General features: G+C 65.1%; 17 protein-coding genes. 4 read left to right on the top strand and 13 right to left on the bottom strand.

Going from position 1 to position 18,267, the window contains the following annotated elements:
• A partial coding sequence (locus A9974_RS17205; protein WP_183005378.1) for a TSUP family transporter occupies positions 1 to 412 on the top strand: 412 nt, incomplete at its 5' end.
• Positions 413 to 455: 43 nt separating this feature from the next.
• Here A9974_RS17205 and A9974_RS17200 read toward each other — a convergent pair.
• The 7 genes from A9974_RS17200 to A9974_RS17170 form a co-directional block, all read right to left on the bottom strand.
• Positions 456 to 1,724: a phenylacetate--CoA ligase family protein gene (locus tag A9974_RS17200; RefSeq protein ID WP_183005377.1), complete on the bottom strand. Its 1,269-nt coding sequence runs from the start codon at positions 1,722 to 1,724 to the stop codon at positions 456 to 458.
• An 81-nt stretch (positions 1,725 to 1,805) separates the two neighbouring features.
• A complete protein-coding gene (locus A9974_RS17195; protein ID WP_183005376.1) occupies positions 1,806 to 2,648 on the bottom strand; it encodes an ABC transporter ATP-binding protein in 843 nt (280 codons plus the stop codon).
• A 57-nt stretch (positions 2,649 to 2,705) separates the two neighbouring features.
• Complete coding sequence (locus A9974_RS17190; protein WP_183005375.1) at positions 2,706 to 4,046, bottom strand: ABC transporter substrate-binding protein; 1,341 nt, start codon at positions 4,044 to 4,046, stop codon at positions 2,706 to 2,708.
• A gap of 127 nt (positions 4,047 to 4,173) precedes the next feature.
• On the bottom strand, positions 4,174 to 5,238 hold the full coding sequence (locus tag A9974_RS17185; RefSeq protein WP_025136586.1) for a branched-chain amino acid ABC transporter permease: 1,065 nt from the start codon (positions 5,236 to 5,238) through the stop codon (positions 4,174 to 4,176).
• A gap of 24 nt (positions 5,239 to 5,262) precedes the next feature.
• Entirely contained in the window at positions 5,263 to 6,192 is a 930-nt protein-coding gene (locus A9974_RS17180) for a branched-chain amino acid ABC transporter permease (protein WP_183005374.1), read from the bottom strand.
• Between the two features lie 12 nt (positions 6,193 to 6,204).
• Complete coding sequence (locus A9974_RS17175) at positions 6,205 to 7,002, bottom strand: ABC transporter ATP-binding protein (protein ID WP_183005373.1); 798 nt, start codon at positions 7,000 to 7,002, stop codon at positions 6,205 to 6,207.
• A gap of 5 nt (positions 7,003 to 7,007) precedes the next feature.
• Positions 7,008 to 8,984: an AMP-binding protein gene (locus tag A9974_RS17170; protein ID WP_183005372.1), complete on the bottom strand. Its 1,977-nt coding sequence runs from the start codon at positions 8,982 to 8,984 to the stop codon at positions 7,008 to 7,010.
• A 169-nt stretch (positions 8,985 to 9,153) separates the two neighbouring features.
• Here A9974_RS17170 and A9974_RS17165 point away from each other — a divergent pair, with 169 nt between their 5' ends.
• From A9974_RS17165 to A9974_RS17155, 3 genes are all read left to right on the top strand, one after another.
• The gene (locus A9974_RS17165; RefSeq protein WP_183005371.1) at positions 9,154 to 9,861 is read left to right on the top strand and encodes a Crp/Fnr family transcriptional regulator; all 708 of its coding nucleotides are present in this window, start codon (positions 9,154 to 9,156) and stop codon (positions 9,859 to 9,861) included.
• A gap of 109 nt (positions 9,862 to 9,970) precedes the next feature.
• Complete coding sequence (locus tag A9974_RS17160; RefSeq protein WP_183005370.1) at positions 9,971 to 10,432, top strand: MarR family winged helix-turn-helix transcriptional regulator; 462 nt, start codon at positions 9,971 to 9,973, stop codon at positions 10,430 to 10,432.
• A 155-nt stretch (positions 10,433 to 10,587) separates the two neighbouring features.
• Positions 10,588 to 11,016, top strand: coding sequence for an organic hydroperoxide resistance protein (locus A9974_RS17155; protein WP_175191521.1), 429 nt, complete (start codon positions 10,588 to 10,590; stop codon positions 11,014 to 11,016).
• 222 nt (positions 11,017 to 11,238) lie between these two features.
• Here A9974_RS17155 and A9974_RS17150 read toward each other — a convergent pair whose 3' ends face one another.
• From A9974_RS17150 to A9974_RS17125, 6 genes are all read right to left on the bottom strand, one after another.
• Entirely contained in the window at positions 11,239 to 11,961 is a 723-nt protein-coding gene (locus tag A9974_RS17150; protein ID WP_183005369.1) for an ABC transporter ATP-binding protein, read from the bottom strand.
• Positions 11,962 to 11,977: 16 nt separating this feature from the next.
• Entirely contained in the window at positions 11,978 to 13,900 is a 1,923-nt protein-coding gene (locus A9974_RS17145; protein ID WP_183005368.1) for a branched-chain amino acid ABC transporter ATP-binding protein/permease, read from the bottom strand.
• A 3-nt stretch (positions 13,901 to 13,903) separates the two neighbouring features.
• Complete coding sequence (locus A9974_RS17140; RefSeq protein ID WP_025136577.1) at positions 13,904 to 14,776, bottom strand: branched-chain amino acid ABC transporter permease; 873 nt, start codon at positions 14,774 to 14,776, stop codon at positions 13,904 to 13,906.
• Positions 14,777 to 14,917: 141 nt separating this feature from the next.
• Positions 14,918 to 16,081: an ABC transporter substrate-binding protein gene (locus A9974_RS17135; RefSeq protein ID WP_183005367.1), complete on the bottom strand. Its 1,164-nt coding sequence runs from the start codon at positions 16,079 to 16,081 to the stop codon at positions 14,918 to 14,920.
• 336 nt (positions 16,082 to 16,417) lie between these two features.
• The gene (locus A9974_RS17130; protein WP_183005366.1) at positions 16,418 to 17,359 is read right to left on the bottom strand and encodes a LysR substrate-binding domain-containing protein; all 942 of its coding nucleotides are present in this window, start codon (positions 17,357 to 17,359) and stop codon (positions 16,418 to 16,420) included.
• A gap of 132 nt (positions 17,360 to 17,491) precedes the next feature.
• Positions 17,492 to 18,124, bottom strand: a complete 633-nt coding sequence (locus A9974_RS17125; protein WP_183005365.1) for a LysE/ArgO family amino acid transporter — start codon at positions 18,122 to 18,124, stop codon at positions 17,492 to 17,494.
• Positions 18,125 to 18,267 lie beyond the last annotated feature (143 nt).

Genomic DNA, 18,267 nt, shown 5'->3' with positions numbered 1-18,267 from the left:
GCTCAATACGGACACCGGCCGCCTGCGCTGGACGGCGCCGTGCGCCCGGGCGCTGGCCGGCACCGGCGTGATCGCCGGATTCCTGTCGGGTTTGCTGGGGGTGGGCGGGGGCTTCGTGATCGTGCCCGCGCTGCGCCGCGCCACCGACCTGCCGATGCAGGCCATCGTGGGCACGTCGCTGGCCGTGATCGCGCTGGTGTCGGCCAGCGGCGTGGCCGCCGCCGCGGCGGGCGGCCATCTGGACGGGTTCATCGCGTTGCCGTTCACGCTGGCCGCGGTGGTGGGCATGTTGACCGGGCGCGCCGTCGCCGATCGCTTCCCGCCACGGCGCCTGCAGCAGAGCTTCGCGCTGTTCGCGGCGCTGGTGGCCGTGGCCATGCTGATCAAGGCGGTGATGGCGCTGGCCGCTTAGGCGGCCGACGCCCGGGGCAGCCGACCGCCGGGCGTCGGCCGCCTCACTCGTAGGTGCGGATGTCGTCGATGACCTTGCCGTCGTTGGGCAGGGTGCCGGCCTCGGCCCATTCGACGTCGCCGCGCAGCTTGGTCACGTCGCGCATCGATTCGGCGATGCGGGCGCTGAGCTCTTCGCCGCGTACCCGCGATTCCACTTTCAGGACCATCCGGTCCGAACCCGTGGTGCCGCTGATCACCAGCCGCGCCCGCAGGATTTCCGGATGGCGGCGCACCACGTCGGCCACCTGCGACGGGTGCACGAACATGCCGCGCACCTTGGTGGTCTGATCGGCGCGGCCCATCCAGCCCTTGATGCGGGTGTTGGTGCGGCCGCAAGGGGAAATGCCGGGCATCACGGCCGACAGGTCGCCGGTACCGAATCGCACCAGCGGATAGTCCGGGTTGAGGGTGGTGACCACCACTTCGCCAACCTCGCCGTCGGGCACCGGCTCGCCGGTGCCGGGGCGCACGATCTCGACGATGATGTCCTCGCCCAGCACCAGGCCCTGGCGGGCGGGCGTCTCGAACGCGATCATGCCCAGGTCGGCGCTGCCGTAGGCCTGATAGCCCTCGATGCCGCGCGCGGCCAGCCAGTCGCGCAGCGACGGCGGAAAGGCTTCGCCGGACACCAGGGCGCGGCGCAGCGAATCCAGCTTCACGCCCAGCTCGTCGGCCTTCTCCAGGATGATCTTCAGGAAACTGGGCGTGCCGGTGTAGCCACTGGGCGCCAGGTCCTGGATCGCGCGCACCTGCTGCTCGGTCTGCCCCGTGCCGCCCGGAAACACCGTGCAACCCACCGCGTGCGCGGCGGTTTCCATCATGGAACCCGCAGGGGTGAAGTGATAGGAAAAGCAGTTGTATGCCAGTTCGCCGGCGCGGAAACCCGCGGCGTACAGCGCGCGGGCAAAGCGCCAGTAATCGGCGCGGGCGCTTTCCGGTTCGTAGATCGGGCCGGGCGAGGCAAACACGCGCATCGCTTCGCCCCAGCCGATGGCCGAGAAGCCGCCGAAGGCCTTTTCCGGGCCGGCGGGCCGCGCCGCGTCGTCGCGGCTGTGCTGCTGGCGTTCCAGCAGCTCGTGCTTGCGCAGCACCGGCAGGCGCGCCAGCGCCGCGCGGGACGTGACCGTGGCGGGGTCGATGCCGCGCAGCTGCTCGGCGATCGCCGGGGCGCGGGCAATGGCGCGCGCGATGGCGCCGGGCAAGGCTGCCATCAGCTCCCGCTCGCGTTGCTCGGGCGCTCGGGTTTCCAGAACATCGAAAAACTCGGACATGGGATCGCACCCTCTCGTGTGCCGTACTGCGGTGTCGTTGCCGGCGGCAAGCCAGACCGCGCCGGCTTGCCGCTCCAGGGATCAGGCCAGCCAGCGTTTGCGGCGGCGGTAGAACTTGTTGTCGCGGAAACTCTTACGTTCGCCGCTGGAAATGCCCAGGTAGAACTCCTTGACGTCCTCGTTCTGCGCCAGGTCCTGCGCGGCGCCGTCCATCATCACGCGGCCGTTTTCCAGGATGTATCCGTAGTCGGCATAGCGCAGCGCGATGTTGGTGTTCTGTTCGGCCAGCAGGAAACTGACGCGCTCGCGCTGGTTCAGGTCGCGCACGATTTCGAAGATTTCCTCCACGATCTGCGGCGCCAGTCCCATGGACGGCTCGTCCAGCAAGATCATGTTGGGATTGGCCATCAGCGCGCGGCCGATGGCGGTCATCTGTTGCTCGCCGCCCGAGGTATATCCGGCCTGGCTGGCGCGGCGCTGCTTCAGGCGGGGGAAATACTGGTAGACGCGGTCCAGCGCGGCGCTGGTGTCGCCACGGCTGATGTTGCGGGTATAGGCGCCGGTCAGCAGGTTCTCTTCGATGGTCAGGTGGGCAAAGCAGTGCCGGCCTTCCATCACCTGCACCACGCCGCGCTTGACCAGCTCGGCCGGCGACAGCCGTTCGATGCGCTGGTCGCGGTACTGGATGTGGCCCTTGGTGACGTCGCCGCGCTCGCCCTTGAGCAGGTTCGAGATCGCGCGCAGCGTGGTGGTCTTGCCGGCGCCGTTGGCGCCCAGCAAGGCCACGATCTTGCCTTCCGGCACCTGCAGGGAAACGCCCTTGAGCACCAGAATGACGTGGTTGTAGATCACCTCGATGCCGTTCACATCGAGCAGCACCTTGGGGGTGTCGGCGGTAGTAGCGGTAGGGGTTGCTGCGGTCATGGCGGTTCCTGCGGCGTGGTGGCGGCCGGCCCCAAGGGAGCCGGCCGCCGGTTCACATCAGTTCTCGCAAGTGCGGGGCGTGATGTTCTTTTCCTTGGCGTACTTCGCCGCGGCTTCCTTGACCATCGGGTCCAGGAGGGTCTTGTCGGCCTGGTACCAGTCCGAGGCCACCTTGAACTTCGCGCCGTCCCACTGCACGATGCGGGCCCAGTCGTCACCCTTGTGGTTGCTGCATGAGGTCTTGACCGGACGCATGATCTGGCCAAAGCCCAGCTGGTTCAGGCGTTCCTGGGTGATGTTCAGGTTCTCGAAGCCCCACCGCACCTGCTCGGGCGTCAGCGCCTTGCCCTTGCCGTACTTCTCTTGCGCGGTGCGGATCGCTTCCACCTGCAGCATCGAAATCATCATGCCGCGGGTGTGAGCGATGGTGCCCAGCGTGGTCTTGCCCGACTTGTCCGAACCCTGGCCCTTGTCGTAGACGTACTTTTTCAGATCGTCGTAGACCTTGTCGTGCTCGGCGCCGCTGTTGTGCACAGTGATGGCGTTGTAGCCCTTGGCAACGTCGCCCAGGTCTTTCACGTCGCCTTCGGAGCCGGCCCACCAGATGGCGTACATCTTGTCGCGCGGATAGCCGCTGGCCTGCGCTTCGCGGATGGCGGTCGGGGTCATGATGCCCGCGCTCCACAGCAGCACATAGGCCGGACGCGCCTGGCGGATCTGCAGCCAGGTGGACTTCTGTTCCACGCCGGGCGCGGTCACCGGATACAGCAGCAGCTCGAAGCCTTCCTTGGCGGCGCGCTTCTGCAACAGCGGAATCGGTTCCTTGCCGTAGGGCGAGTCGTGATAGACCAGGGCGATCCTCTTGCCCTTGAGCTTGTCCATGCCGCCTTCTTTCTTGGCGATGTCCTGGATCATCACGTCGGCGGCGGTCCAGTAGGTGCCCAGGAGCGGGAAGTTCCACTCGAACACGCTGCCGTCCACCGATTGCGACAAGCCGTAGCCCATCGTTTCGACGGGCACCTTGTCGACCATGGCCTTGTCGCTGACCGCGAAGGTGATGCCGGTGGATTGGGTGTCAAAGCCCGAGGCGCCGGTGCCCTTGCTCTTCAGGCGTTCATAGCATTCCACGCCGCGGTCGGTGGCGTAGGCGGTTTCGCATTCCTCGTAGGTGATCTTGACGCCGTTGACGCCGCCGTCACGTTCATTGACCAGCTTCAGGTAATCCAGCTTGCCGTCGGCCCAGGGGATGCCCAAGGGTGCGAAGGACCCCGTGCGATACACCAGCAACGGAACGAACTGCTCTTCCGCCGCCATCGCCGGCGTGGCCACCGCGGTCACGGCGCCCGCTGCGGCCACTAAGGCTGCCGCCAACTTCAGGTTAAGACGCTTCATCTCCATTTACCTCCTGCGTGGTGTTTGGGTCAATAAACCCTCGGACACCGGGGTTGGCCCGGTCTGGAGCCGGGTATTCAGGATGTGGGCCGCGGCGCTTTTGCCGCCGTGGCCCGCAGAAATCAATGCGAAATCAGTGTGGGAACGGCCAGATACGGAGCTTTTCCTTGCCGATGCTCCACAGCCGCGCGAGCCCATGCGGTTCGGCAATCAGGAAGAACACGATCAGCGCGCCGAACACCATGTGTTCGATGTGCGCGGCCGTATCCACCGACAACGGCAGGCCCAGCATGTGCGGCACGTTGGACAGCGCCACCGGCACCAGCACGATGAACGCCGCGCCGAAGAAGCTGCCGATGATGGAGCCCAGCCCGCCGATGATCACCATGAACAGCAGCTGGAACGAGCGCGTCAGGTCGAATGCCAGGGGTTCCCACGAACCCAGGTGGATATAGCCCCACAGCGCGCCGGCCACGCCCACGATGAACGAGCTGACCGCGAACGCGGTGAGCTTGGCGTACATGGGGCGGATACCGATGACCGAGGCGGCCACGTCCATGTCGCGGATCGCCATCCACTGGCGGCCGATGGCGCCGCGCACCAGGTTCTTGGCCAGCAGGCTGAAGATCACCACCAGGATCAGCACGAACAGGTACTTTTCCAGCGCGCTCTGCACCGGCAGGCCGAAAGCGGTCAGGGGCGGCACCGACACGTTGCCCGACGACGAGTAGTTGGTGAAGAACGGAATGCGCAGGAACGCCCAGTCGACGAAGAACTGCGCCGCCAGGGTGGCCACCGCCAGGTACAGGCCGCGGATCCGCAGGCTGGGAATGCCGAAGATGACGCCGACCAGCGTGGCAAAGCACCCGCCCAGCAGGATCTGGATGATCAGCGGCATGCCCGGAAAGCGCACGCCGAAGTTCCAGGCCGCGTAGGCCCCCACCGCCATGAAGGCGCCCGTGCCCAGCGAGATCTGGCCGCAGTAGCCGACCAGGATGTTCAGCCCCACGGCGGCCAGCGACAGGATCAGGAACGGAATCAGAATAGCGCGCAGCAGGTAGTCGCTGGACAGTGCCGGGATGGCGATGAACGCCACCGCCAGCAGCAGCCAGATGAAGATGCGGTCCTGGCGGATCGGGAAGATCTGCTGGTCAGCGCGATAGCTGGTCTTGAATTGGCCGTTTTCGCGATAGAACATGTTTTTATCCTAGAAGGCCTGCGCTCAGACGCGGTCGATGATCTTCTCGCCGAACAGCCCTTGCGGACGGAACAGCAGGAACACCAGCGCCAGGACATAGGCGAACCAGATTTCGATGCCGCCACCCACCAGCGACCCCAGGTAGACCTCGGACAGCTTTTCGCCCACGCCGATGATCAGGCCGCCCAGGATGGCGCCCGGCACCGAGGTCAGGCCGCCCAGGATCACCACCGGCAGCGCCCGCAGCGCCGCGGTCGACAGCGTGAACTGCACGCCGAACTTCGATCCCCAGATGATGCCGGCCACCAGCGCGACCAGGCCGGCCACGCACCAGACGATGACCCAGATGCGGTTCAGCGGAATGCCGATGGACTGCGCCGCCTGATGGTCGTCCGCCACGGCGCGCAGGGCGCGGCCGGTGGAGGTGAACTGGAAGAACAGCGCCAGCACCGCGACCAGCAGCGCCGCGATGACCGCGGCCGTCAGGTCTTCCAGGTTGATCAGCAGCCCGCCTTCGAACACCGAGTCCAGGATCATCCACGGGTCTTTCGGCATGCCGACGTTGATGGAATAGACCGAGCTGCCGAACGCGATCTGGCCCAGGCCGTCCAGGAAGTAGCTGATGCCCAACGTGGCCATGAGCAGCGTGGTGGCTTCCTGGTTGACCAGGTGGCGCAGCACGAAGCGTTCGATCGCCACGGCCAGCAGGAACATCAGGATCGCGCTGACGATGAACGCCAGCACGTTGGCCAGGATCATGTTTTCAAAGCCGAACCAGCGCGGTATCCACTCCGAGAAGCGGGCCATGGCCAGCGCGGCCACCAGCACCATGGCGCCTTGCGCAAAGTTGAAGACGCCCGATGCCTTGAAGATCAGCACGAAGCCCAGGCCGATCAGGGCATACATCATGCCGCTCATCAGGCCGCCGAATAAGGTCTCTAGAAAAAATCCCATGTCTCGTCCGCCTTAGTGCGACACGCCGAGGTAGGCGCGGATGACGTCTTCGTTGGCGCGGACTTCGTCCGGCTTGCCGTCGCCGATCTTCTTGCCGTAGTCCAGCACCACCACGCGGTCGGAAATATCCATCACCACGCCCATGTCGTGCTCGATCAGGACGATCGTCGTACCGAATTCATCATTCACGTCCAGGATGAAGCGGCTCATGTCCTGCTTTTCCTCGATGTTCATGCCGGCCATCGGCTCGTCCAGCAGCAACAGGCGCGGTTCCATGGCCAGCGCGCGGCCCAGGTCCACGCGCTTTTGCAGGCCGTAGGGCAGGCGTCCGACCGGCGTCTTGCGGAACGCCTGGATTTCCAGGAAATCGATGATGTTCTCGACGAACTGGCGGTGTTCGATCTCTTCGCGCTCGGCGGCGCCCAGGCGGAATGCCTGGGACAGCAGGCCGCACTTCATGCGCAGATTGCGGCCGGTCATGATGTTGTCCAGCACGCTCATGCCCTTGAACAAGGCCAGATTCTGGAACGTGCGGGCGATGCCCATTTCGGCGGCGCGGCGCGGGTTCATGCGGGAAAATCGTTCGCCGCGGAATTCGATGCTGCCCTGTTGCGGCGTGTAGACCCCGTTGATGACGTTCAGCATCGAGCTCTTGCCCGCACCGTTGGGCCCGATGATGGCGCGGATTTCATGTTCGCGCACATTGAAGGAGATGTCCGTCAGCGCCTTGACGCCGCCGAAGGACAGCGAAATGTTCTGCATATCCAGCATCACGTCGCCGATGCGCTGGTCGCGGTCGTTGTTGCTCATGGTCTTTACGCGGCTCGGGCGGTGATGGCGGGGAACGTCTTGACCGGATGGATACGCAGGTCGGCGGAAATCTTGCCGGTGCGTCCATCCTCGAACTTCACTTCGGTCTCGATGTACTGGGACGACTTGCCGCCGAACAGCGCATCGATCAGTACGCCGTACTTCTGCGCGATGAAGGCGCGCCGCACCTTGCGGGTGCGCGTCAGTTCGTCGTCGTCGGGGTCCAGTTCCTTGTGCAGGATCAGGAAGCGGCTGATCTGCGAGGCCGACAGTTTCGGGTCGGTGGCCAGGTCCGCGTTCACTTGTTCGACGCACTCGGCGATCAATTGGTAGACCTCGTCCTTGCCCGCCAGGTCGGTGTAGCCGGCATAGGGCAGGCCGCGGCGCTCGGCCCAGTTGCCCACGGCTTCCAGGTCGATGTTGATGAAGGCGCACACGTCCTCGCGGTCGGCGCCGAAGGCCACCGCTTCCTTGATGTGCTGGAAGAACTTGAGCTTGTTCTCCAGGTACTTGGGCGCGAACAGGCTGCCATTGGCCAACTTGCCCACGTCCTTGGCGCGGTCGATGATCTTGAGCTGGCCGTCGGTGTCCAGGTAGCCCGCATCGCCCGTGTGGAACCAGCCGTCGGCGCTGCGCGCCTCTTCGGTGGCGGCGGGGTTGCGGTAGTACTCCTTGAACAGGCCCGGGCTCTTGACCAGGATTTCGCCGTTGTCGGCCACGCGGATCTCCACGCCGGCCACGGGCGGGCCGACCGTGTCGTCGCGCACCTGGCCGTCGGGCTGCACGCAGACGAACACCGACGTTTCCGTCGAACCATACAGCTGCTTGAGGTTGATGCCGATGGACCGGTAGAACACGAACAGGTCCGGCCCGATGGCCTCGCCGGCGGTGTAGGCCACGCGCACCCGGCTCATGCCCAGCGCATTGCGCAGCGGACCGTAGATCAGCACGTTGCCCAGCGCGTAGCGCAGGCGGTCCCAGGCGTTGACGGATTCGCCGTCCAGGATGCGGGTGCCCACGCGGCGGGCCAGCTTCATGCAGGCCTGGAACAGCTTGCGCTTGATGTAGCCCGCGTCTTCCATGCGGATCATCACATGGGTCAGCAAGCCTTCCAGCACGCGCGGCGGCGCGAAATAGTAGGTGGGGCCAATGTCACGCATGTCGATCGACACGGTGTCGGGCGATTCCGGATGGTTCACGGTAAAGCCCGTGACCAGCAGCTGCGTGTACGAAAACATGTTCTGGCCGATCCACGCCGGCGGCAGGTAGGCCAGCACGTCTTCCTGGTCGGTCAGCTTTTCCATGTCGGACACGGCGCGGGCGCGGTCGATCAGCGCATGGTGCGTCAGCACCACGCCCTTCGGCTTGCCGGTGGTGCCCGACGTGTAGAACATCGCCGCCGCATCATGCGGCTGCACGGCAGCCACGGCGTGGGCAAAGAAGTCGGGATGCTGCGTGGCATAGTCGCGGCCCAGTTCCTCCAGCTTTTCATACGACAGCAGCATCGCGTCCGAGTAGTGACGCAGGCCGCGCGGGTCGTCATACACCACGTGTTTGAGCGCGGGGCATTGCTCGCGCACTTCCAGCATCTTGTCGACCTGCTCCTGGTCTTCGACCACCGCCACGCTGATCTCGGCGTCCTGCAGCACGTAGACCATTTCCTGGGCTACGGCGTCCTGGTAGAGCGGCACGGGAATCGCGCCCAGCGATTGCGCGGCCATCATGGCCATGTACAGGCGGGGGCGGTTTTCACCGATGACAGCCACGTGCATGCCGGGCTTGATGCCCAGCGACGCGAATCCATGGGCCACCTGGCGCACGTGCTCCGCCACATCGGACCAGGTAAGGGTTTGCCAGATCCCCAGATCTTTCTCTCGTATCGCGGGCCGCGACCCGCGCACGTTGGCATGCGCGAACAGCAGCGCTGGAAAGGTGTCCAGCGCGGCCGGCACCTGTGCAGATGCGGGCGATGAATGTGCCACGTTGTCTCCTCCGGTTTGGGCGCGCCGGGCCGGCTGCCGCGAAGAGCGGCGCGGGCGATATCGCGCTTGACCAGTTGGTTTTAGATTTACGGCAGGAGTTAAGGTATAAGGTTGGGTTGCTACCAACTGTCACCATCGCGACATTCAAGGAACTTTTAGGGTATTCCCGATGCAGCTATCCGACTCCCTGCAACTTGCCGCGGCCTGGTTTCGCGTGCTCAACGCCGAGCAGCAATCGCGCGTCGAGCGAGACCTTTCCGTGCAGCAGGTCGCCGCCGGATCGATCATAGAGCGCAAAGGCGAACTCGCCCAGGCATGGATAGGCGTCCTGGCAGGTCTGGTGAAAGTATCGGTAGGCAATGCCGAGGGCAAGGTCGCCTCGCTCACGGGCGTGCCCGCCGGCGGCTGGATCGGCGAAGGCTCGCTGCTCAAGCGCGAAGTCCGCAAGTACGACATCGTCGCGCTGCGCGAATCGGTCGTCGCGCGCCTGCCCGCCGCCACCTTCGATTGGCTGCTGGACAACAGCATCCCCTTCAATCGCTACCTGCTGCACCAGCTGAACGAGCGTGTCGCCCAGTTCATCGGCAAGGCCGAATACGACCGCCTGCTCGATCCCGACGCCCGCGTGGCCCGCTGCCTGGCCGAGCTCTTCAATCCGCTCCTGTATCCCGGCATGGGCATGCGCCTGACCATCACGCAGGAAGAGGTCGGCTACTTGGCCCGCGTCTCGCGCCAGCGCGCCAACCAGGCGCTGCGCAAGCTGGAAGAAGCGGGCCTGCTGAACGTCGAATACGGCGCCGTGCGGGTGCTCGACCTGGACGGTCTCAAGCAGTACGGCTCCGACCGCAGCGCCGTGGAAGGCGAGCACGTCGCCTGAATCGCGGGCAGGCGCGAATCCTGCCAGCCCCTGATTGCCGGTTACCGCTTGCGCAGCGCAACATAAAAAAGTGCTTGACGATAAATAGCGCGCTATTTAATATTGCGCAATGAAATCCAGATCCCAGCCGAAAGGCGCCTTCAACCCGCTGCTGCTAGACAGCCAATTGTGCTTCGCCCTGTACTCGACCTCTCTGGCGATGAACAAGGTGTACCGCAAGCTGCTGCGCGGCCTGGATCTGACCTACCCGCAATACCTGGTCATGCTGGTGCTGTGGGAAGGCGACGAAATCACGGTTACCGACATCGGCGAACGCCTGTTCCTGGACTCGGCCACCCTGACGCCCCTGCTCAAGCGGCTGGAAGCGGCAGGCCTGGTCACCCGGGTCCGCGCACAGAATGACGAACGCCAGGTCATCGTGACCCTGACCAAGCAAGGCCGCGACCTGCGCAACCAGGCCGAAGCCGTGCCCCACGCCATCGCCGCAGCCGCCCAGTGCTCGCTGCAGGAAGCGCAGGGCACCATGAAAGCGTTACACGAATTGCGGGAAAAGCTGGTCAGCAGTCTTTGAATCTCAGTCTTTGAAGTGGATGATGGCAAATGCTGTCATCCGGCATTAAAGATAGCGCGCTATGAAATTGTGTGCTATTTAATTAGGAAAGGCCGCGCCGGGAAGGGTCCCGCCAGCCTGGCAGTCCCACCATCACCTTTCAAAAGGAACGCATCATGTCCATCGAAAAAGTCCTGTACCGCGCCCACGCCCACGTCACCGGCGGCCGTGAAGGCACCGGCGTGTCCAACGACGGCAACCTGAACGTCAAGCTGACCACCCCGAAGGAACTGGGCGGCGCTGGCGCGGCCGGCACCAACCCCGAACAACTCTTCGCCGTCGGCTACTCCGCCTGCTTCATGGGCGCCATGAAGTTCGTCGCCGGCCGCGACAAGATCGCCATGCCCGCCAACGCCACCATCGATGGGTCCGTGGGTATCGGCCCGATCCCGACCGGCTTCGGCATCGAAGCGGAACTGAAGATCTCGTTGCCTGGGATGGATCGTGCTGAAGCGGAGAAGCTTGTCTCCGCGGCTCATATCGTTTGCCCTTACTCGAATGCTACGCGTGGCAATATCGATGTGACCCTGACGATTGAGGTCTGATCGCTGCGCGCGATCTGGGGCGCGGCCTGATTGGGCAGGGGTTGTTTGCTCAGGCAAGATGGTTCTTGCTTAGGCCGCGCCTGGGGCTGGGTGCCTTGATGGCGAGCGCCCACGATTGCGGTCCGGAGCGAAGGCTCCGGACCGCAATCGTAGCCCCGCCCTCACAGGCCACCAACGCAACAGGCGGCTCAAGGACACAAGCCAAGGTCAGCAAGCAACCAACTAGTGCCCGCCGCCTAGATAAGCCGCCACCACAGCCGGATCATGCTTGAGTTTCTCAGCACTCCCATGCACTGAAATCCGCCCGTTCTCCAACACATACCCGTAGTCGGCCACGTTCAGCGCCGCCGCTGCAAACTGTTCAACCAGCAGCATCGTCACGCCTTCGTCCTTCAGGCGGGCAATGATCCGGAAAACTTCTTCCACCAGGATCGGCGCCAACCCCATCGACGGCTCGTCCAGCAGCACCAGCTCCGGATTCAGCATCACCGCCCGCGCCATCGCCAGCATCTGCTGTTCGCCGCCCGACAGCGTCCCCGCCAATTGCTCGCGCCGTTCCTTCAGCCGCGGAAACAGATCCATCGCCCGGCCCAGGTCTGCTTGCACGTCCCCCTTCGGCCGGCTGCCCGTCAGCCGCGGAAACGCGCCCAGCAGCAGATTGTCCGTCACAGACAGCGTCGGAAACACCCGCCGGCCTTCCGGCGAATGGGCCAGTCCCAGCCGAGCAATGCGGTGCGACTCCAGCCCGTCGATCCGCTTGCCGCTCAGCGTCACCTCGCCCGCCGTCGGGCGGATCATCCCCGACAGCGCCCGCATCGTCGTCGTCTTGCCGGCTCCGTTCGAGCCGATCAACGTCACGACCTTCGCCTTCGGGACCTCCATGCTGATGCCATGCAGCACCTTCACCTTCCCGTAGCCCGCTTCCAGATTCTTGATCGATAGCATATTGTCGTCCTTGGCGTCAGGCGGGCGCGCCGCCCAGATACGCCTCGATAACCTTGGCGTTGCTCTGCACTTCATTCGGCAAGCCTTCGGCGATCTTCTGCCCGAAGTCCAGCACCGACACGGTGTCGCACACTCCCATCACCACATCCATGTGGTGCTCGATCAGGATCAGTGTGATGCCGTGGTCGCGCACCTTGCGGATGATGGCCAGCAGTTCGACGATGTCCGGCGCCGTCAGGCCGGCCGCGGGTTCGTCCAGCAGCAGCAGTTGCGGGTCCAGCGCCAGCGCGCGGGCGATCTCCAGCAGGCGTTGCTTGCCATAGGGCAGATTGCGCGCCTCTTCGCTGGCCATGTCGTCCAGCCCCACGAATTCCAGCAGCGCCAGCGCGCGGGCGCGGGCGCCCTGTTCCTCGCCCTTCCACTTGGACGTGCGCAGCGCGATGCCGGCCAGCCCGGTCGTGAAGGTGTGGTGCAGTCCCACCAGCACGTTCTCCAGCGCTGTCATCTCGCCGAACAGTTGCACGTTCTGGAACGTGCGCGCGATGCCCGTGGCCGCGATATCGGCCGGTGCCAACCCCACCAGGGACTTGCCCGAGAATTCCACGGCGCCGGCCGTCGGCACATAGATGCCCGTCAGCACGTTCATCATCGTGCTCTTGCCCGAGCCGTTCGGCCCGATCAGCCCATGGATGGTGCCGCGCTTGATCGTCAGGTCCACCTCGTTCAGCGCCTTCAGGCCGCCGAACTGCATCAGCACGCCCTTGGCGGCCAGCAAGGTCTCGTCCTTGCCTTGCGCCGCCGCCGGCACCGCGTCCTGTTCCTTGACCAGGTCCTTCTTCACCGACAGCGCCGCGCGGCGGGTCGAGAAGAACAGGTTGCGCACAAAGCCCACGATGCCGTCGGGCAGGTAGTACACGACGAACAGGATCATGGCGCCGAAGATGCTCAGGCGCCAGTCGGTCACCGCATCCAGCCAGTACGAGAACACCGCAAGCAGGATCGTGCCGACCACCGGCACGGCGACGCGGCGCGCCTCGGCGCGTCCCTTGGACACGGCGACCGCGCTGCCCACCGTCACCAGGATCGCCACGCCTAGCGCGATCAGGCGGAAGGTACCGATGTCGTCCAGCATCTTGGGCAGCAGCACGATGATCGACGCGCCCAGCAGCGCGCCCGTGCGGCTCTTGCGTCCGCCCATGATGATCGCCAGCAGGAACAGGATGGTCAGTTCGAAGTTATAGGTATTGGGCGAAATGTATTGCTCGGAATACGAATACAGCGCGCCCGCCAGGCCCGCGAAACCGGCGCTGATCACGAATGCGAACACCTTGTGCCGGTAGACCGACACGCCCATGCAGTCCGACGCGATCGGGCTGTCGCGTAGCGCCTCGAACGAACGGCCCAGGTGCGACTTCAGGATGCGGTGGACCACGATCAGCGACAGCACCAGTAGCGCCGCGACCAGCCAGAAGTACTCGCTCTTGGTCAGGATGTGCCCGCCGATCGACGGCTTGGGGATCTTGATGCCCAGCGGCCCTTCGGTCATGAAGGTCATTTCGTTGATCAGGATCTGGATGATGGTGCCGAACGCCAGCGTCACCATCGCCAGGTACGGTCCCGTCACCCGCAGGGCCGGCAGCGCCAGCACCGCGCCGAATGCGGCAGCGATCAGGATGGCGGCGGGCAGGATCACCCAGATGGGCATCTGCAGATGGAAGAACAGCACGCCGGCCACATACGAGCCGATGCCGAACAGGCCGGCGTGGCCCAGCGACACCTGGCCGGTATAGCCCACCACGATATCGAGCCCGAACAGCAGGATCGAATAGATCATGATCGTTTCGATCAGGTGCAGGTAGTACGTATTGGTTACGCCCAGGGGCACGGCAGCCAGGCAGGCCACCGCCACGATGGAAAGAAGCAGGTGCAGGGGTTTCATCGCTTACACCTTCTTGATCGCGGTCTTGCCGAACAGGCCGGCGGGCTTGAAGGTCAGTACGAGCAGCAGCAGGACCAGGCCCGGCACGTCTTTGTACCCCGTGGAAAGATAGAAACCGGTGGTGGTTTCGGCGATCCCCAGGATCAGCCCGCCCACCACCACGCCCATGCCGCTGGACAGGCCGCCGATGATGGCGACCGCGAAGGCCTTCAGGCCCAGCACCGCGCCCATGGTGGCGCCGGTCAGCGTCAGCGGCGCCACCAGCACGCCCGCGAAGGCGGCGGTCAGCGACGACAGCGCATACGAAAACGTGATCACCATGCCGGTGTTGATGCCCATCAGGCCGGCGGCGTCGCGGTCATTGGATGTGGCGACGAAGGCCTTGCCGTAGATGGACTTGCGGTTGAACACTTCCACCAGCAGCATCATGGCCAGCGCGCCGAACACCACCAGCAGTTCCATCGGCAGCACATTGGCGCCCAGCACCTGGATCGGCGCTTCGGGCAGCGGAGAAGGAAAACGCAGGTCGTCGCGGCCCCAGATGTTCTCGGCCACGTTCTTGAAAATGATGCCCAGGGCGATGGTGGCCATGATCCAGCCGAATTCCGACCGCGTCTTGATGGCCGGCCGCACGCCGATGCGTTCGACCAGCGCGCCCTGCGCGAAGCCGAAAATGCAGACGATGGGAATCATCACCCAGTAATTGACGCCCAGCCCGACCAGCGTCAGCCCGACCAGCGCGCCCAGCATCAGGGCTTCGCCCTGGCCGAAATTCAAGGTGCCGGATGTGGCGAAAGTGAGCTGGTACCCGAACGCGATGACGGCATAGATCATGCCTAGCGCGATACCGCTATAGATAAGCTGTAGAAGAATCATGGTGTTTTTCGTAAGGCGCTTTGGTCCGGCCCAACCCCCTTGGGCAGAACGCTGTTGTCAGGCGGCTGCATGCCGGCGCCCCGGGTGGGAGGCGCCGGCGGCGGCGGCCGGGCAGCCGCCGCGTTGTTGCTTCAGACGAACTCAGTTGGCCTTGACCACGCGGCCGCCCTTGACCTCGCCGATGACCACTTCCTTCGCGGTGATCGCGTCGTGGTTGTCGTGGGTGAACGGCTTGTTGTAGGTCATCACCACGCCTTCGACGGGCGTTTGCAGGTTTTCCAGCGCTTCGCGGATCTTCGGGCCGTCGGTCGAGTTGGCCTGCTTGATGGCCGCGGCCAAGAGGAAGATCGAGTCGTAGCCCTGGGCTGCCGACACCGGCGAGTCGATGCGGTTGTTCTTGGGCTTGAACTTGGCCAGGTAGGCGTCGATGAAGGCCTTGCGCTTGGGCGTGTCCGGGTCCTGGATGAAGGTCTGCGGCATGCGCGCGCCTTCGCCGTTGGCGCCGGAGTTGTCGATGTAGTTGGCCATCGACAGCGTCCAGCTGCCGATGATCGGCACCTTCCAGCCCAGCTTGGTCATGCCGTTGGCGATCTGGGCCAGTTCAGGGCCGATGCCGTAGGTCAGCACGGCTTCGGCGCCCGCGGCCTTGGCCTTGAGCAACTGGGCCGTCATGTCGACGTCCTTGATGTTGAACTTTTCCACGGCCACGGGCTTGATGCCCTTGGCGTCCAGGGCCTTTTCCAGGTCCTCACGGCCCAGTTGGCCGTAGTTGGTGGAGTCGGCCAGGATCGCGACCTTCTTGAAGCCGCGGCGGGTGACGGCTTCCTCGACGATCATCGGGGCCTGGATGCTGTCGTGCGCCGCGTTGCGGAACACATAGTTGTCCGGGTATTCCGGCGCCTTGAACTGGTGCGTGATGACGCTGCCGGTGGCGACGTTGTTGAAGACCGGGATCTTGGCGTCCTGGTAGAAGCGCTGCGAAGCCAGCGCCACGCCGGTGTTGATGTAGCCGACCGTGGCCGTGACCTGTTCCTTGTTGATCAATTCCTGGGCGATCTGCACGCCGCGTTCATTCTTGGCCTCGTCGTCGCGCTCCACGGCGACCAGCTGACGGCCCAGCACGCCGCCGCTCTTGTTGATTTCCTCGATCGCCAGGCGGACGCCGTCGCGCATGCTGACGCCCATGGAGGAAGATCCGCCCGTGTACGGGCCGGCCACGCCAATCTTGATGGGGTCGGCGGCGTAGCCCGCGGCCGATACGGCAAATGCAAGGGTTCCTGCGAGCAGCTTCAAACGAAAATCCATGGATGTCTCCGTTGTAATTAGTAGAACTGCGTGGAAAACCGTGTGCCGGCGCCTGGCGGCGAGGAAATGGGGATGAGGCGGCGCGCTCCTGTGTTGCGTGTTGTGACTGTCTGCTTAATCGCTTACGCGAATCTGACCCGGCGGGCTTTTTCCGTGTAAATACCTAGTACATCCATACGGTCCGGGGGCGCTGCGCTGCGATGCAGCATGAGGCAGCGGGGCAGGCGGCGGGCGCGCGGTGCGCGGCGCCGCTTTCCGCGCGCGGTCACGTTCGGCGCATCCTAGCCAGCGATGCGCCTTGGTGCGCGGAATTTCATTCCGCCTGGGACTGGAAATTTATTCCGGCTTGGCCGGCAAGCCCCGTGGCCACTGGGATGCGCGTTCGCAGACCTCGGCCAGCCATAGGGAAAACGCTTGGGCGGCGGCGCGGGGCGGACGCGAGATCTCGGTGCACAGGTAGTACTGGGATTCGCCGGCGGTTTCGATGTCCAGCACGCGCAGCAATTTGCCTTCGTCCAGCCATTCCGCGGCCAGCGTGCGGCGGGTCAGGGCGAGACCTTGGCCGGCGCGGGCCGCCGCCAGCATCATGCCCAGGTCCACCAGCCAGACGCCGCGCGCCGGTTCGGGCCAGTCCAGCCCCGCCGCCGCCAGCCAGGGGCGCCAGGGCTCCATCGGGCAGCGCAGCAAGGCGGCGCGGGTCAGGTCGGCCGGGCGCAGGAAGGGGCCATGGGCGTCGCGATAGTCAGGCGAGCAGACCGCGAACACGGGGTCCGAGGTCAGCCGCTGCGCGTGCAGGCCGGGATATTTGCCACTGCCGAAACGGATCCAGACGTCGGCGTTGGGCGGCATGATGTCCAGGTAAGGAATGGACAGCAGGATCTCCAGCTCGACGTCCGGGTGGGCGGCGGTGAAGCTGGGCAGAGAGGGGATCAGGACCTGGCGGGCAAAAGTGGGGGTGGACACCACCCGCAGCGGTTCCAGCTTGGGCTCGCCGCGCTTGTGCAGCGAGGCGTCGGACAGCAGGTCCAGCGCCGTGCGCACCTGTTCCAGGTATTCGCGCCCGGCGGCGCTCAGCGTGGCGCCGCGGCTGCTGCGGATGAACAGCGACACGTCCAGCAGGGCTTCGAGCGCAGCAATGCGCTTGCCGATGGCGCTGGCGGTGACGAACAGCTCTTCGCTGGCGCGCTCGAACGAGCCCAGCCGGGCGGCCGCCTCGAACGCCTGGATGGCGGCCAGCGGCGGCAGGCGCACGTCTTTGGAAGGGGAGGGTCCGCGCATGATCGTCTGGCGGGCCGGCCATGCGCCCGACGAAAGAGTGGCAACGCGGCGATTATAAAAGTGCCGGGCGAGGCAGTCTGTCCCCGTATTCCCTAAGTCCCGGCGGGACGAGCGGCACGAATAGCCGGTTTGTTACACGCCTTTGACCGCCAGGCCGACCGCCAGGCCGGCCATGACCACGGCGATGACGCCGTCCAGCATGCGCCAGGCCGAGGCGCTGGCGAAGAAGCGGGCGAACAGGCGCGAACCGATGCCCAGCACGGCCAGCCACAGCAGGCTGGCGGTGAAGGCGCCGGCGGCGAACGCCATGCGGGCGTCGTCGAAGCCGTGGGCCAGCGAGCCCACCACCACCATGTCCAGCCAGAAATGCGGGTTCAAGAGCGAAAAGCCCAGCGCGCCCAGCATGGCGGCGCGGCGCGAGGGCACCACGTCGCGCGCGGCGGCCAGGCCGCCGGTGGCGGTCCAGGCGCGGCGGGCTGATTGCAGGGCGTACCAGGACAGGAAGGCCACGCCGAACCACAGCACGGCGGTCGTCAGCCAGGGAAACCAGGCGGTCAGCGCCTGCAGGCCGGACACACTGGCGAAGATGAAGACCGCGTCGATGAGGGCGCAGATGGCGACCACCGACAAGAGATGGGCGCGCATCAACCCCTGGCGCAGGATGAACGCGCTTTGCGCGCCGACGACGGCGAACAGGCCCAGCCCGGTGGCGGTGCCGCTAGCCCAGGCGGTAAGGAATAGGGGGGATGACAACGTGGCGAACATGACGCGAACCTCTCGACTGCAACGCCTTATGGCGGCGCTTGAAAACCGGGCCGGCAGCGTTGCGCATACCGGCAATGCATCATTTTCGCTTGCACGGGGCCTGAAATACAGCTAATTTTCCTTCACTATCTTAAGTAAAACTA

It is taken from the genome of Achromobacter sp. UMC71 (genome assembly GCF_014170305.1).
Taxonomy (GTDB): Bacteria; Pseudomonadota; Gammaproteobacteria; order Burkholderiales; family Burkholderiaceae_B; genus Achromobacter.
Note: the sequence above shows the minus strand (reverse complement) of the source record. Positions and strands in the feature narration are given on the sequence as shown.